Raw genomic sequence first — 13,756 nt, 5'->3', positions numbered from 1 at the left:
CAGCGACCTTCCAGATCGGACGTAAACCAAATGCGCATCAGTATTTTGCGCCAGAACAGACAAGATCCAAATTTTGCAGGGACGGTTGTAAACACCGGTTTCGCGCAATAACCGCAAGACAGTGATTAAAACTCGCAACAAAGCTCCTCGTCCGATCTCACCTTATTTTCAGCGATTTCAACGCTCGGTTTTTTCGGCACTGAAAATTTTCAAAATCATTTGACCTTTGAAATTTGTCGGGACCGCACAAAACAAAGACTTCAGAAATTCCCAGTTTCGCCTGTGACTAGTGAATGTTGCGTAACTGGGAAATCAACTCGGCACTAACTGCAACCCCGTCAGAGTCTGCAGCTGCACGATGCTTCAACCGACCGTCACCTGGGACGCGTGCATCGCCATTTCCCTCAATCTCGGCGCAAATGCGCGTAAGGTAGTCGTCAAAAGAAGCATTCCCAAACCGTGCCGGATCAATGACAATCAGTGTCGAGCCACCCTTGATGTTCAAGGCTCCATGCGCATCCCGGTCTGCATTGTCCACTGACAAGGCTCCTCCCGCCAAGGCTGCACCCAGAACCTCAACCAGAAAGGCGATTGCAGCCCCCTTGTGTTCTCCAAACGGCAAAAGGCTGCAAGTTTCTAAAATTGCCTTCGGATCGGTGCTAGGTTGTCCAGTGCTATCCAACCCAGCCGCCCTTGGCAGGTCACGCCCTTCAGCCGCAGCCAATTTGATATCCATCAATGCCATCATTGATGAGGCCTGATCCCAAACCACTGGAGCCATGCCTTTCCTCGGACATGCAAAGGACATCGGGTTGGTTCCAAAAACCGGACGCACACCCCCCTGAGGCACTACCATGGAAAGCGAATTCACCATCATCAAGGCGATCAAACCCGCTTCAGCAAATGACTCGGTATCGAAACGAAGCGCAGCCAGATGGTGACAGTTCGCGCAAGTAAACGCAGCTATCCCATTTTCTTGAGCAATTCCGGCCAGATCGTCTTGCGCTAATGCAGCAGCAATTTGGTAGTACCCGTTGTCGCCATCGCCTCGAAGAACACCCGGAGCGATCCGTTCGATTAATGGTCTGGCGACCGGGTTGGCATAGCCGGATTGAAAACTCTGAACATAGAACGGCAACATCCGCAAACCGTGGCTGCGCAAACCATCGCGTTCCGACTGGGTGACAATGTTGGCAATCAAGGATCCGCCGTTCGCATCCATTCCAGCGGCAGTAAGCACGGTTATGGCAATCTCTCTAATTTGATCCAAGGACAGGATTTCTGCCGTGATGTTTGCCATGGCTCCGACCTTTCATATTGTTTGGAACAATATACGCCACTCTTTGTCTTCGCCTTGAGAAAACTATTCAACAATATTTTGATTGTGCCTACCGATTATCCGAACGACTTGGCCACGTTTTGGGCCCTTCGCTAAGTCACCCAGGGCAGCGAGTACGTTTTAAGATTAGTGAAAAACTTCATAGCTTCGATAACGCCTTCTTTGACCCCGTTACCGCTGTTCTTGATACCGCCAAACGGGGAAATTTCTATCCGGTACCCGGGCTGTTCCCAAATGTTGCATGAACCTACATTCAAACCGTTAATGAAAGCGATTGCCCGGTTTAGGTCGTTGGTGCAAACACCAGAGGACAGCCCATAGGCTGTTGCGTTCGAAATACGCATCACCTCGTCATCGTCGTCCGACACCCGGAGGATAGGCACAATCGGACCAAAGGTTTCCTCCACGATCAGTTCGCAGTTCAGAGGCACATTGTCGACTACGATTGGAGGCAAAAGCGCACCTTGGCGCCCGGGATGATAAAGGATTTCGGCGCCCTCTTTTTCGGCTTGAAAGACACGATTCTCAAACAATTCGGCTGCTTTGTCATGGATTACACAACCCAGTTGGGTTTCTGGGTCCTGCGGGTCGCCAAATCTGATCGCCTTGGCCTTTTTAAGAACTAGCGGAACAAACCGATCGGCTACGCTTTGCTGAACCAAAATACGCTTAACAGCTGTGCAGCGTTGACCCGAATTTCCAATGGCCCCAGCGACGGCGATGGTCGCCGCACGGTCCAAATCAGTTTCACCAAGGTCATTGAGCACAATCAATGGGTCGTTTCCGCCCAGTTCGAGGGCCAGACGTTTGTATACCCCTTTGGCCGCAATCTGCTTGCCAACTGTCACGCCACCAGTAAAGGTGACGATGTCAACATTGCTGTTAGTGACCATTTCATCGCCAATATCCTGCGGCCAACCAGTAACCACCTGAAACATTTCAGGCGGCAACCCCGCTTCGTAAAGAATATCCGCCAGCGACAGGCAGGTTAACGGCGTCAGCTCCGTTGGCTTGCAAACCATACAGTTGTTAGTGGCGATAGAAGGCGCGACTTTGTGGCTTACCATGTTCAGTGGGTGATTAAATGGCGTGATTGCGGAAATTGCCCGAACCGGCTCGCGCTGCGTATAGATTTTGCGCGTCTGGCCGTTCCGAGTTAGATCACACGAAAACACCTCACCATCATCTTTCAATGCCTCTGCTGCGGCAAACTGGAAAACATCCTGTGCACGCTTAGTTTCGTAAATCGCGTGCTGATGACAGATGCCCAGTTCAAGAGTCAGCCATTTGGCAAGGTATACGTACCGCTCACCAATCAGCTCTCCTGCGCGCTGCAAAATTTGACTCCGCTCGTATCGCGCCAATGTTGGCTTGTACCGGGCGGCAACTTCAAATGCCGCACGCACGTGCTCAACCGATCCAGCAGGCACATATCCAATCACTTCATTGGTATAAGGGTAATGTACAGGAACCTTGTCTTTGGCGAAAACGACCTTTCCGCCAATCCGCATTCCCTCTTCCCGGACTTCAGTGTGTGACATCTTGTGCACCTTCTTAGCGTGACGTGAAACCGAGGTATTGGGCCGTGCCTAAGTAGCATTCGCTGTCTCATACTGAGGTTTCACGACAAAAATGCAAAGTCTGTCGGTCAACGTAAATTCAGGTTCCGTCCCGAGGCCAGATACCGTAGCAACAAGATGGGATTGCAAATCCCCAATTTTCTAAAAACAAGCTTCCAAAAAAAGGAGAAGATCATGATCAGGCCCTTATTCATCTCAGGTCTGGTGTCCACTCTGACCTTGGGTTCTTTCGCTTTCGCACAGGACCCAGCCCCCGAAGAAGGATATGGATGGGCAGAAAAGAATTCTGTCATTGGATCCGAGTTTATGATTTCTGCGGCAAACCCAGTTGCTGTGCAGGCCGGGTATGACATTCTGGAAAAGGGAGGAACTGCCGCGGATGCGATGATTGCCGTCCAGCTGGTGCTCAATCTGGTTGAACCGCAATCCTCGGGTATCGGGGGTGGTGCATTCATGCTGTATTGGGATGCGTCAACTGGTGATCTGGTAACCTTCGATGCACGTGAGACCGCGCCTGCCTCTGCAACGCCGGAACGTTTTCTGGACGAAAATGGTGAAAAAATCCCGTTCGTTCCGTCCGCGACTGGGGGACAGTCGGTCGGCGTTCCCGGCATTCTTCGCCTGATGGAGATTTCGCACAACCTCTATGGCAAACTACCTTGGTCTGATCTGTTTTCTTCGGCTATCGACACTGCTGAAAATGGCTTCGAAGTGTCCCCTCGCATGGCGAATTCGTTGCAAAGTACGATGAGTCGCAATTTCCCGTTGGATGTTTTTCCGGAGGCAAAAGAGTATTTCTTCAACCAAGATGGTAGCCCACTTAAAGCTGGCTTTTTGCTTAAAAACCCTGAGTTCGCCAACACGCTGCGTGTGTTGGCCGACCGAGGTGCCGACGCTTTTTACACAGGACCGATCGCCGAAGATATCGTGGCGGCCGTAGCCGCCACTTCGAGCGTTGAGAACAACATCACCCTGCAAGACATGGCCGACTACCGCGTCAAAATTCGCCCCGCGGTTTGCGCTGATTATCGCGGTTATGACGTTTGCGGAATGGGGCCACCAACCTCGGGAGGGCTAACAGTCGGTCAGATACTGGGAATGCTGGACAACTTTGACGTCAAGAGCATGGGTTGGTCACCCGAGTTTGCTCATACTTACTCAGAGGCCGCCAAACTGGCTTATGCCGACCGCAGCCTTTACATGGCCGACAGCGATTATGTCGAAGTGCCGATAAAAGGGCTGTTGGACAAAAGCTATCTTGCTGACCGTGCCAAGCTTATCGACCAGGAAAAAGCCAGTGAGAAGCGCAAAGCCGGAGAGCCACCATATCAGGAATCCGCATTAAACTTAGCACCTTCACAAAACCCCGGTCGGCCCGGCACCAGTCACATTGTAATTCTGGACCGCTATGGAAACGCCCTGTCAATGACCACAACCATTGAAACATTCTTTGGCAGCCGAGTTTTCGTACGAGGTTTTTTGTTGAATAACGAGTTAACCGACTTTGATCGGGCACCCAAAGATGGTGATCGATTGGTCGCAAACCGGGTTGAGGGCGGCAAGCGTCCGCGCAGCTCGATGTCGCCCACAATCGTCATGAAAGATGGAAAACCATACTTTCTTGTTGGGTCTCCAGGCGGCAGCCGAATAATAAATTATGTGGCAAAGACGATAATCGCTGTGCTCGACTGGGATATGGACCCTCAGGACGCGATTGAAACTGGGCATTTCCTCCACCGGAATGGATCTACTTTGGATGTAGAACAGGGAACCAGCGCCGAGTCGTTCACCGACGCATTAACGGCTAAGGGTCACGAGGTCAGCGCGCGTGACCTAAACAGCGGATTGCACGCTATTCTAATCAAAGACGGTCAAATGATCGGCGCTGCTGATCCCCGGCGGGAAGGCGTTGCAATGGGTCGGTAAAGCGATGGGTCCGGGTTGTGAGGTCAGCTTGGACCCAGATCAGCTTTCCAGTCCAAGGCCATCGGTGGACAAATCATCAAGTTTGGGCATAAGGCGCAGCAACTCCCGCGCATATTCAGTGTGCGGGTTTGCAAAAAGATCATCCGTATCCTGAATCTCGACCATTCGGCCTTGTTTCATTACGGCAACGCGGTCGCACATTTGTCTTACAACAGGTAAATCGTGGCTGATAAACAGAATGGTAAGCCCAAGATATTCCTGCAGGTCCTTCAAGATGTTCAGAATTTGCGCTTGAATTGATACGTCCAGCGCGCTTGTCGGCTCATCGCAGATCAAAAACCTTGGCTGCGTCGCAAGGGCACGCGCAATCGAAATTCTCTGGCGCTGCCCACCGGAAAACTCATGTGGGTATTTTAATCCAGCTTCCGCGCCCAACCCCACCTGATCCAACAGTTCATCAACGCGGCGGTTGATTTCCTTTCCTTCCATCAAGCGATGGTGGCGGATCGGTTCTGCAACAATCTCGTCAACGCGCATGCGCGGATTCAACGACGAGTAAGGGTCTTGGAAAATCATCTGTATTTGCCTGCGGTACTCTTCTTGTACCGCTTTGTTGCTTAGATCACTGACCAATTGGCCATTGAACTTGATCGTGCCGCCGTCAACCGGGTAAAGACCGGCAATCATTCGAGCAACGGTGGATTTGCCCGAACCGGATTCGCCTACAAGTCCAAAAACCTCACCTGCCTGAATATCGAAACTTACGTCGTCAACAGCGGTGAAGTAAGTCCTGTCCCAAGGCAACAAGCCACGTTTCAAAAGAAACTGTTTTGACAGGTTGTGAATTTCGAACACCGGTTTGGATGAGTCATTGTCAACAGTGGGCCAATGACGCGCCATGTCGTCGATGGCAAATCGCGTTTCCCGCCCACCGTAGCTAATCTGAGGAAAACGATGCAATTTCAGTGTCGGCCGTGGTACTGCCGCAATCAAGGACTTAGTATATTCATGCTTTGGTTGCCCCATGACCTGTGCAGTCAATCCGCTTTCCACGACTTTGCCGTCATACATTACCGTTACCCGGTCCGTCGTGTCGGCAATAACGCCCATGTCATGGGTAATCAAAATGACCCCAACCTGCCTTTCGCGTGCCAATTCCTTGATCAAATCCAAAATCTGCGCCTGAACCGATACATCCAACGCTGTGGTCGGCTCATCTGCAATAATCACATCTGGCTCGGTGCAAAGAGCCAAAGCGATCACAACTCTCTGACGCATTCCTCCAGAAAACTGATGGGGATATTGATCCATTCTGGTGTCGGGGTCAGGTATACCGACACGATCGATAAGATCGCGTGCCCGATTATTAGCGTCAGCGTCGGACCCGCCGATATGGGTCAAAATAGTCTCAGTAAGTTGTTCGCGGACTGTAAAAAGTGGATTCAGGGAGGTTAGCGGATCCTGAAAGATCATCGAAATCTTTTTGCCTCTTAACCCACGCATAGCTTCAGCGTCCAGACCGCTGATCTGCTCGCCGCCCAGTTTGATCTCTCCACTGGCAATCCGCCCGGGACGCTCAAGCAAACCCATGACTGCCGCCCCGATTGTCGATTTACCCGCACCGGATTCACCAACCAGCCCGTGAATCTCGCCCGGCTTAACCGACAGGTTTGCATGGTTTACTGCAGTGAACAGCTTTCTCCGAGTGGGAAATTCCACGGTGAGGTCTTCGATTTTGAGTAAGCTCATTTAAAGTCACCGCAATTTCGGGTTCAGTGCATCGCGAAGCCAGTCACCCAGAAGATTAACCGACAGAGCAAGGGCCAGCAGTGTACAGGCCGGGAAAAACAGGATCCACCATTCACCTGAGAACAGAAAACCCTGCCCTATTCGGATCAACGTTCCCAACGAGGGTTGGGTCGGCGGCGCTCCAACCCCCAGAAAGCTCAAAGTAGCTTCTGCGATAATTGCCAGAGCCAAGGATATTGTGGCGATCACCAGAACTGGACTTAAAACGTTGGGAAGGATGTGGCGGAACATGATCGGCAGCGACCCGCGGCCGATCAGACGCGCGGCCTGTACATATTCTTTGTTCTTTTCGACAAGCGCCGCGCCCCTCACGACGCGCGCAAACTGCACCCAGTCAGACAGCGCTATTGCAATAATCAGAACATAAATCGCCATTTCATTGCGATATTCAGGCGGCGTAACACCCTTTGCGATACCAAAGATGAGCATGGCAACCAAAATGGCGGGGAACGTTAACTGCACATCGGCCACCCGCATGATAAAGGTCTCGATCCAACCACCGTAGTATGCCGCGACAAGCCCAAGGATAACTCCGATAATCATTGCCAGCACCACAGCCGCCGTTCCAACAAACAGCGATATTCGCAAACCATACAGAATGGTCGAAAACACGTCTCGGCCCTGATCGTCAGTACCCAGCAGAAAAGTCTCCTGCGTGAACGCATTGGGCGTACCCGGCGGCGTAAAGCCATTCATCAGGTTCAAAGTGGCCGGATCAAACGGATTATAAGGTGCTATCAAAGGTGCGAAAATTGCCGCCAGAACTAAAACCACTACCACCAGAGACGCTACCAAAGCGACGGGAGAGTGGCGGAAGGACCATGCAAAATCACCGTCCCAGAACTTGGCGAAACGCGAATTCGGAGCAGTTTGTGGTGTTTCAACGGTTTCGGTCATGTTGCCCTCGCGTCGACACGCAGGCGCGGGTCAATTGCATAGTACAGAAGATCCACGATCAGGTTGATCGTAACGAACATCACCGAGATCAACATCAGGTATGCCGCCATAACAGGTATGTCGACAAACTGGATCGCGTTGATGAATAACAGGCCAACTCCGGGCCATTGAAACACAGTTTCAGTGATGATGGCGAACGCGATAATCGAGCCTAACTGAAGCCCCGTAATTGTGATTACAGGCACCAATGTATTCTTCAACGCATGGCGGAAATTGATCACTCGGTCCGACAGTCCACGCGCCCGCGCGAAGCGCACATAGTCAGCGCGCAAAACCTCAAGCATCTCGGATCGAACCAGCCGCATTATCAGGGTCATTTGATAAAGGCCGAGTGTAATCGCAGGTAAAATCAGTGCCTTAAGTCCCGAAGCCGTTAAGAACCCTGTTGACCAGTTACCAATCATAACCGTCTCGCCCCTCCCAAAACTGGGCAGCAGGTCCAACTCGACCGAGAAGATATAAATTAACAATATCCCGATCAGGAAAGTCGGCAACGACACTCCTATCAAACTGACGGTCATGATCACATTCGCAGCTATTCCTTGTCGCCGGATAGCAGTGAAAACACCCAGCGCAATTCCTAATGTGATGGCTAGAAAACCGGAAACAAAAGCCAGTTCCAAGGTTGCAGGAGCACGCTCGGCTATAATTGTAGAAACTGGACGCCCTTGCCGGTAAGACACCCCGAAATTACCCTGAACTGCGCCTTGCAGAAACTTGAAATACTGCACCGGAAAGGGTTGATCCAAACCCAATTCGGTCCGCAACCTGTCAATATCAGCTTGCGTGCGCTCCTGCCCCAGCATGTTGTCGATCGGATCTCCGACAAATCGGAACATCGAGAATGCGACAAGCCCCACGACCAAAAGCACGATCACGGACTGAAACATCCTACGGACGATATATGCGAACATTCTTTTTTCCCTGTTGGTCCGCCTGTCTATGCCTTCCCTGTCTGGACGGTCAAGATGTCACGGCAGGACTATTTTCGCGATTGTGCGGTGTTTCCCAATCCACGTCAGGACCCAAGGGAACAAGACCAAGCGGATTGCGCAACTCAGACGGTGAAAAATAACCGGTTTTGTATACTTCGAAAGCCACTGTGCCTTTAATTTCGGGCAGGGCATAGAGGTCGCGGGCGTAACCCCAAAGGTTTGGGAAATCAATCAAACGCCGAATATTGCACCGAAATGCATAATGATAGGCCACGTCAAAGCGTGCCAGAGTTGGGAAAAGTCGCAGGTCCGCCTCGGTAATAGCACCTCCGCAAAGATACCGGTTGCTGGATAAGTGATCCTCGATCTCGTCAAGCATTTCGAATACGTCACGGCATGCCGTTTCATAAGCCTCTTGCGTACGTGCAAAGCCTGCGCGGTAAACGCCATTGTTCAGACGAGGATATATTTTTGAGTTCCAGGCATCGATCTCGGGCAGTTTTTCTTGCGGAGCAAGGTTTGGTCCATGGTCAGGTAAAGTCCCTAGCATTCGGACCAGATCGGCAGATTCGTTTGAAACCGGGCGGTTCTTGACCTGGTCCCAGAGCAACGGGACGGTTATCCTCCCGGTATAGCGGGGATTTACCCGAGAATAGACCTCGTGCAATGCCGTGACCCTAAACAGCCCATCTGAATAAGGCCCGTCCGGATCGAATACCCAGCCTTCGTGTGTTCGTCGCGGTTTGGCGTAGGATACAGATACCAGACTCTCTAATCCTTTGATGGCCCGCACCAGCAAAACGCGGTGCGCCCACGGACAATTCCAAGCCGCGTAAAGATGAAAACGCCCCGGCTCCAAATCACCCTCTGGAAGAAGGTTACGAATTGTTGAGGCATGACGGCGGAACTCTCCATCAAGCCGCGAATCCGGTGCGGGGTCGTCAACATGATAGACCCCGTCAATCATCATACCCATCAGGTCAGTTCACCGTAACCCAACGCAAGAGGAAGAAATTGTCCGGGCGCTGCGTTAGATCAACATTGCTGCGAGTACCCCAAACCAATGGTTGGACATACATTGGCACATAAACATGCTCGTCCTGAATGATCTTGGCTACCTCATCCAGCATCGCCTGGCGTTTGTTCTGATCCAACTCTGACTGGATCAAGGGCAGCAACTCATCTACGCGCGCATTCGAGAACCCACCGAAATTCCAGCTGCCCAACTTTTTTTCCTCGTTCGGGGTTGCGACAAGAAAACGAACAGGGTGTTCGGCGTCAAACGTTCCGGGACTCCAGCCCAGAAGGTACATATCGTAGTTATCCTCGCGCAACTCGGGCCAATAGTTGCGTACAGGCATCGCATCCAGTTCGGCAGTCACCCCGATTTGAGCCAGCATACTCACGACGGCCTGACAAACTGCTTCGTCATTGAGGTAGCGGTCATTTGGGCATTTCAGGCCAAATGAGAAACCATCCGCATAGCCCGCCTCTGCCAGCAGCGCCTTTGCCGCTTCAATGTCAAATGTGGGGCGGTCAGTGTTTGTCCGAGAATACCCACTCATCGCAGGGCTCACCAATTGCGATGCCGCCTCGGCACTCCCACGCATGATTGTAGCCAGAATTGCGTCGACATTGACCGCTTTAGCCACTGCTTGACGAACACGAACGTCACGGAAAGGGTTCGGCTGTCCTGCATCATCCGTGTACTTCAGTGCCTCAGCTTCATGATCAAAGCCCAACATGATAACCCTTGCTTCGATCCCTTGGATAACTTCGACATCAGCGTTGCCCTGTAATCGGGCCACGTCCTGAATAGGGACCGGGTTGATCATGTCCACATCGCCGGACAGCAACGCCGCCACTGCGGTAGCCGGGTTTTGTATAGGATTAAACTCGGCGACGGTAATATTATGCTCAGCATTATCCCACCAACCTTCGAAAGGCTCCAAAACGGTGCGCAAGCCCGGTTCCCGAGCAGTCAATTTGAAAGCTCCGGTGCCGTTTGCGTTCAGGGTTGCGTAATTCCCCGTTTCCTTGTCAGGCACTGATGCATCATTTGCTTCGGCCCAACCCTGGTCCATGATCATCCAATTCGCAATCGAAGAAGGAAACAGCGGATTGGGCGCGGTCATCATAAAATCGATCGTATAATCATCAACAACGTTCACTTCGCTGACCGGTGCGAACCAACTGCGCGTATCGGCAGCTTCACCAGACGCACGCTGATAACTGAACAAGACGTCTTGCGCGTTGAACTCACTGCCGTCATGAAAAGTGACACCTTCGCGCAAATTGAAACGCCAGCCTTCGCCATCCCCAATAGGTTCCCAGCTGACCGCCAGTGCCGGTTCCACGCGCATGTCTTTGCCACGGCGGACCAGACCTTCATAAACATTATTCAGAAAACCTAAGACTGGGGCTGAGTTAACCGCATGCGGGTCCATCGTCTGTGGATCGGTAGTCGACGCCCACTTAAATTCCGCGGCTTGTACAGCCCCTGCGACAAGCATAGCCAGACAAATGGCACTGTTTCTGAGGATCATGACGAATACTCCCTGTTCTTTTAAAGTTTCTTGATTTTTTTGAACTCGTAAAGCAAATCTCTTTATCGCCTCACGCGGCTGTGAACCATCAAAAAACCAACAAAATAAAACAGGGCGCGAAACCGCGCCCTGCCCGTCTGCTTTTTAAGCGATATTATTTCATCGTGAAGTATTTGATTTTCGGAGAATCTTCAGGCTCGACAACGGTCCCTACGTTGGATTTCATGCCCCAATTGAGAACCTGATGGTGTATCGGGATGTACAATTGCTCGTCCTGGACAACCTTCCAGATGTCCGCAATCTGTTGATCCCGTGCAGGCAGATCAGTCTCCGAGGCAAGCGACACGATCTTGGCGTCCAACTCTGGGTTGCTATAGCGCGTGCCATTCCACGAACCGTATTTTTCACCCTTGGTATGAACCAGGAAGTTGAAAATGTATTCAGAGTCATAAGTCGGAACGCCCCAACCCAGCATGTAGAAATCTGTTTCCAGATTGTTGATCAACGGGAAGTGTTGCGCCTTTGGCTTGGCATCCAGATTCACGGTGATGCCGATCTGTGCTAGCATGCCAACTGCAGCCTGACAGATCGCCTCATCATTGATGTAACGGTCGTTTGGGCAGTTCAAAGTCAAGGTGAAGCCGTCCGGATAGCCGGCTTCCGCCATCAGCGCTTTGGCTCCCTCAAGATCGGTCGAGGAAGAGGCGTCCATATCAGCGTCCCAACCGTTCACAAACGGTGGCGAGATCATTCCCGCGGGTGCAGATTGGCCGCGCATAACGACTTGCTTAATCGCATCGCGATTGATCGCTTTGGACATCGCCTGGCGAACTCGGACATCTGACAGCGGGTTCTTTCCATCAATATTGTCCGAACCCAGATCTGCATCCCCCATGTTCATTCCAAAGAAAATTACACGGTTCTGAGGCGCAGTGCGCACATCCAGACCATCCGTTCCGGCGACACGCTCAAGGTCCTGAACGGGAACATCCTGAATAAAGTCCACTTCACCTGACAGCAGCGCGGCAACGCGCGTTGCCGCGTTCTGAATTGGGGTGTAGATGATCTCGCTCACTTGCAATGGGAACTCGTCTTTTCCCCAATAATTTTCGTTGGCCGTCAAAACCGTTTTCACATCCGGCTCGCGGCTAACCAGCTTGTAAGGGCCCGTTCCGTTTGCATTCTTGGCCGCAAATGTGTCTTCGCCACCTTCGTAATCCTGAACCTTGACCGCGTTATTGGCCTCGGCCCAAGCCTTATCCATCATGAACATGTTCGTCAGGTTGTTAGGCATGATAGGGTTCGGACCATTGGTTTCGATCTCGACCGTATATTTGTCCGGCGCCCGGACCTCTTTGACAGAGGCTAACAATTCCTTGTAATCAGAATCCGGCGTCATCGCCCGGTTCAGCGAAAATACGACGTCTTCGCTGTCAAATTCCGCACCATCGTGAAAAGTTACTCCCTCGCGCAGTTTGAAAACCCAGACGTTCGGGTTTTCTTCGGACGGGGCCCACTCAGTTGCAAGCGACGGGACAAGTGCACCAGAGTGGTCGCGCATTACCAGCGTTTCCATGATCTGATGCGCCATTGCCGAAGTAGGCCCTTCGTTCTGCGCATGCGGGTCCAAGGTCAGCGAATCCCCTGCCCGTGCCCAACGCAGCGTTTCGGCCGAGGCACCGGCAGCAATCATCGCAGTCGCGCTTACGGCGACCATCAAAGATTTAAAAGACATATTATCTCCCACTTTTGTTAGTCCGTGCTTTTGCACGGTTGACCGGAACTTCCGGCCCTGGTGGCGACGATCATCCAGATCATTTTGAAACTTGCAACAACAGATTGAGTAAGAACGTCTGCGCTCGACTCAAGGAAAACCAAACCGTTACAACGATAGCCGACATAAACTAGTGCGGTGATCCACTGCGAGTCAGCCTCCAAAAAGGAGCAATGCCATCATGAGGATTGAAACACGCGGATGCGTCATCAGTTTCCAAGAGACTTTGCCCGGTTCTTCGGCACAGTGCGTCATCAATGGGGGCAAGTCGCGCCATATCAAACGGCTCTTTCTGCTGGTACCGCCAGCCGTTCTTCGACTGGTTCAAAAGCAGCCGCATGGCTTGGATCAACCTGTCCGCCGCGTCGCTGCTCCACGGGCGCAATCCGACTCCTTCTAGCAAATCGAATAAATTAATCCAGCTTTGAAGGTTGAACGCACAATAGTGCTGCGTCAACGTTCGGGTCATTTCATGCGGTTGTTCACCGTTCGAAGTAATTGTCCCAAGAATGCGTGCCTGTGCACGCAAATTCACTTCTTGCAATGTAGCGGTGTCCCCGACAAATGCAGCTAGGGCCGCAGCTTGTAGATCGAAGCAAGTCCCGTGGTTGTTTTTGTGCTTGGATTCCAACATTCCCTGTTTGCTGGTCTTAAACCACTCAAGAAACGCTAAACACCATTTCCTCACGCCTTCGGAAAGCTCATCGTCTTCCAGCAAACGCACAGCATCAAGGAAAAAATAAAAATCCTTAGTTTCAATTAGACCGTTTTCAGATCCACGGTCGCCGTTGTGACCCCGTCTGACCTGCGCGTAAACTAGATTCGGGTTCATTCGCGTCGCGGGGTCAATGAACCAGGTTTGGATCAGAGTATTGGCGTGCTCTCGATAC

At 51.8% G+C, this 13,756-nt stretch carries 10 protein-coding genes; 1 reads left to right on the top strand and 9 read right to left on the bottom strand.

All coding sequences use genetic code 11. The features are described from left to right. Positions 1-286: 286 nt before the first annotated feature. Positions 287-1,300, bottom strand: coding sequence for an Ldh family oxidoreductase (locus AC2FNE_RS22935; protein ID WP_170605642.1), 1,014 nt, complete (start codon positions 1,298-1,300; stop codon positions 287-289). A 131-nt stretch (positions 1,301-1,431) separates the two neighbouring features. After that, on the bottom strand, positions 1,432-2,880 hold the full coding sequence (gene phnY, locus AC2FNE_RS22930; RefSeq protein WP_496806379.1) for a phosphonoacetaldehyde dehydrogenase: 1,449 nt from the start codon (positions 2,878-2,880) through the stop codon (positions 1,432-1,434). Positions 2,881-3,093: 213 nt separating this feature from the next. Here phnY and ggt point away from each other — a divergent pair, with 213 nt between their 5' ends. Beyond that, the gene (gene ggt / locus AC2FNE_RS22925; protein WP_170605638.1) at positions 3,094-4,845 is read left to right on the top strand and encodes a gamma-glutamyltransferase; all 1,752 of its coding nucleotides are present in this window, start codon (positions 3,094-3,096) and stop codon (positions 4,843-4,845) included. Positions 4,846-4,884: 39 nt separating this feature from the next. Here ggt and AC2FNE_RS22920 read toward each other — a convergent pair whose 3' ends face one another. The 7 genes from AC2FNE_RS22920 to AC2FNE_RS22890 form a co-directional block, all read right to left on the bottom strand. Beyond that, the gene (locus AC2FNE_RS22920) at positions 4,885-6,594 is read right to left on the bottom strand and encodes an ABC transporter ATP-binding protein (protein ID WP_496806378.1); all 1,710 of its coding nucleotides are present in this window, start codon (positions 6,592-6,594) and stop codon (positions 4,885-4,887) included. A gap of 6 nt (positions 6,595-6,600) precedes the next feature. Beyond that, on the bottom strand, positions 6,601-7,551 hold the full coding sequence (locus AC2FNE_RS22915; protein WP_170480033.1) for an ABC transporter permease: 951 nt from the start codon (positions 7,549-7,551) through the stop codon (positions 6,601-6,603). After that, on the bottom strand, positions 7,548-8,525 hold the full coding sequence (locus AC2FNE_RS22910; RefSeq protein WP_170480031.1) for an ABC transporter permease: 978 nt from the start codon (positions 8,523-8,525) through the stop codon (positions 7,548-7,550). The genes AC2FNE_RS22915 and AC2FNE_RS22910 overlap by 4 nt, the downstream gene beginning before the upstream one ends. 49 nt (positions 8,526-8,574) lie before the next feature. Beyond that, positions 8,575-9,522 (bottom strand): glutathione S-transferase family protein, encoded by a 948-nt coding sequence (locus tag AC2FNE_RS22905; RefSeq protein ID WP_496806377.1) that lies wholly within the window; start codon positions 9,520-9,522, stop codon positions 8,575-8,577. A 4-nt stretch (positions 9,523-9,526) separates the two neighbouring features. Beyond that, positions 9,527-11,092 (bottom strand): ABC transporter substrate-binding protein, encoded by a 1,566-nt coding sequence (locus tag AC2FNE_RS22900; protein WP_496806376.1) that lies wholly within the window; start codon positions 11,090-11,092, stop codon positions 9,527-9,529. Positions 11,093-11,246: 154 nt separating this feature from the next. Further along, positions 11,247-12,827 carry an ABC transporter substrate-binding protein gene (locus AC2FNE_RS22895; protein WP_496806375.1) on the bottom strand — a complete coding sequence of 527 codons (1,581 nt, stop codon included), beginning with the start codon at positions 12,825-12,827 and terminating at the stop codon, positions 11,247-11,249. Between the two features lie 169 nt (positions 12,828-12,996). Then, a partial coding sequence (locus AC2FNE_RS22890; RefSeq protein WP_496806374.1) for an alginate lyase family protein occupies positions 12,997-13,756 on the bottom strand: 760 nt, incomplete at its 5' end.

The organism is Ruegeria sp. YKSD179 (assembly GCF_059612885.1).
This window is presented reverse-complemented; position numbering and strand designations above follow the sequence as displayed.

Bases quoted from the DNA above. Each gene is read 5' to 3' on its own strand.
- AC2FNE_RS22935 (WP_170605642.1), bottom strand. From the start codon at position 1,300: ATGGCAAACATCACGGCAGAAATCCTGTCCTTGGATCAAATTAGAGAG.
- phnY (WP_496806379.1), bottom strand. From the start codon at position 2,880: ATGTCACACACTGAAGTCCGGGAAGAGGGAATGCGGATTGGCGGAAAG.
- ggt (WP_170605638.1), top strand. From the start codon at position 3,094: ATGATCAGGCCCTTATTCATCTCAGGTCTGGTGTCCACTCTGACCTTG.
- AC2FNE_RS22920 (WP_496806378.1), bottom strand. From the start codon at position 6,594: ATGAGCTTACTCAAAATCGAAGACCTCACCGTGGAATTTCCCACTCGG.
- AC2FNE_RS22915 (WP_170480033.1), bottom strand. From the start codon at position 7,551: ATGACCGAAACCGTTGAAACACCACAAACTGCTCCGAATTCGCGTTTC.
- AC2FNE_RS22910 (WP_170480031.1), bottom strand. From the start codon at position 8,525: ATGTTCGCATATATCGTCCGTAGGATGTTTCAGTCCGTGATCGTGCTT.
- AC2FNE_RS22905 (WP_496806377.1), bottom strand. From the start codon at position 9,522: ATGGGTATGATGATTGACGGGGTCTATCATGTTGACGACCCCGCACCG.
- AC2FNE_RS22900 (WP_496806376.1), bottom strand. From the start codon at position 11,092: ATGATCCTCAGAAACAGTGCCATTTGTCTGGCTATGCTTGTCGCAGGG.
- AC2FNE_RS22895 (WP_496806375.1), bottom strand. From the start codon at position 12,827: ATGTCTTTTAAATCTTTGATGGTCGCCGTAAGCGCGACTGCGATGATT.